Below are 1342 nucleotides of genomic sequence, written 5' to 3'. Positions count from 1 at the left end.
ACTTCACTGGAGAGTCGCCAGCGTGCTCTCGATTCTGTTCAGCTTCTGACTGGCCTCTTTCAGCTCATTTTGCAACCGTTGCTCCTGTTCGCCATAGACCATCAGGACGATACAACCGTTCATCACTTTTACGGTAACCTGTTGCCCGGTATCAAATCCCGCCGCGCGTAGCCACTTGCCGGAGAGAATGATTTTGGGCGTGGATTTGTCGAAAACATTCGGGCGATATCCCACAATTAGCGAACGCTCGGTTCCGGATTGGTTGGTGTCTGGGGTAGAATGCGAATCAGCCATAATCAACTCCTTGATAGTTGGTGAGGTTAGACGCTCCGGCTGTGTTCCCGCACATCGGGGCGTTGCTAGTGTAGGAGGTTTTTAGGTGGCCTCCTATGTGATTAAGATAATTGGATAGGTGGCCCCATGTCAATCATATCGCGCGAAAAAAAACCAAAAGGCGGCGGTCAATCACCGCAGTTCAAAATGCGTATTGATCCGGCATTGAAGGAGCAATTGGATGCTGTGGCGGCAGAAGAAGGGGTAAGTCTCGCCAGTTGGTTAAAGGAACTGGCGAGAGAGGAGCTGCGTCATAAAGGAATTGAGCCAAAAGGTTAGGGCTTATTACTATCAAGGTCTTGGCTACCCATCTGAGCTTCCTGATCCCTTGTATTTGTCCCGTTGAAAGGGATATTCGTTATACTCATTGGTAAAGAACTTTTACCAGAAAATATATCTTCAAGACCTTTTAATATGTTAGCTTGAGTGGTTTCTAAATCTCCATGAGCTATCGGTCTGTAACAATCTCTTTGTAATTGTACTTTATCAAAGTCATAATTCATGGCTTGTGCGATCGTATATAAAAGCTCGGTGAATAAATCATCGGATTTTGATATCCATATATTTATATCAGGGTATTCTTTTGCTTTGTTTAAGTGATTGTTATAGCTTTTCCAGGCATGGGTTACTGCCTGCTCTCTGCTTGTTTGATACCGTGTCTTAATTAATGGAATTTTCCGTCCGTAGAATTCGATATCAATCATATTTAGTGCTTGTACGTGATCTCTATGGAGTCTTTGTGATCTGGTTGACATCAAAGTTCTAAATATATATAAGCGATTTTGTTTTTTTTCACGAAATTGCTCTAATATTTTTTGTATTTCTACAGCAAGTATGGGGCCAATTATTACTGCTGCTGTCATTACAATATCTTTGTATTCCATGCCGAATAAACCACTCATTATTTCACCTGTGAAATTTATAGATATAAATGGTATTGAATTAATGGATATAATCTTAATTAGGAATTAAATATTATTATAATTGGCGGAGATCACAGGAGTCGAAT

Annotated in this window: 3 protein-coding genes; 1 reads left to right on the top strand and 2 read right to left on the bottom strand. The window is 41.3% G+C overall.

The genetic code is table 11. The features are described 5' to 3' along the window. Positions 1-3 precede the first annotated feature (3 nt). Positions 4-294 (bottom strand): SymE family type I addiction module toxin, encoded by a 291-nt coding sequence (locus JSN25_RS05445; protein WP_085049119.1) that lies wholly within the window; start codon positions 292-294, stop codon positions 4-6. 126 nt (positions 295-420) lie between these two features. Between JSN25_RS05445 and JSN25_RS05440 the strand changes: the two genes are divergently transcribed. Further along, positions 421-612, top strand: coding sequence for a toxin-antitoxin system HicB family antitoxin (locus JSN25_RS05440; RefSeq protein ID WP_085049118.1), 192 nt, complete (start codon positions 421-423; stop codon positions 610-612). On the opposite strand, the gene JSN25_RS05435 is transcribed toward JSN25_RS05440, so the two are convergent. Then, positions 609-1235, bottom strand: a complete 627-nt coding sequence (locus JSN25_RS05435) for a DUF6680 family protein (protein ID WP_051594495.1) — start codon at positions 1233-1235, stop codon at positions 609-611. The genes JSN25_RS05440 and JSN25_RS05435 overlap by 4 nt on opposite strands. Positions 1236-1342 lie beyond the last annotated feature (107 nt).

Source organism: Citrobacter cronae (assembly GCF_016893685.1).
GTDB lineage: Bacteria > Pseudomonadota > Gammaproteobacteria > Enterobacterales > Enterobacteriaceae > Citrobacter > Citrobacter werkmanii.
The sequence above is the reverse complement of the archived record's forward strand: the minus strand, read 5'-3'. Positions and strand labels throughout refer to the sequence as shown.

Bases quoted from the DNA above. Each gene is read 5' to 3' on its own strand.
- JSN25_RS05445 (WP_085049119.1), bottom strand. From the start codon at position 294: ATGGCTGATTCGCATTCTACCCCAGACACCAACCAATCCGGAACCGAG.
- JSN25_RS05440 (WP_085049118.1), top strand. From the start codon at position 421: ATGTCAATCATATCGCGCGAAAAAAAACCAAAAGGCGGCGGTCAATCA.
- JSN25_RS05435 (WP_051594495.1), bottom strand. From the start codon at position 1,235: ATGAGTGGTTTATTCGGCATGGAATACAAAGATATTGTAATGACAGCA.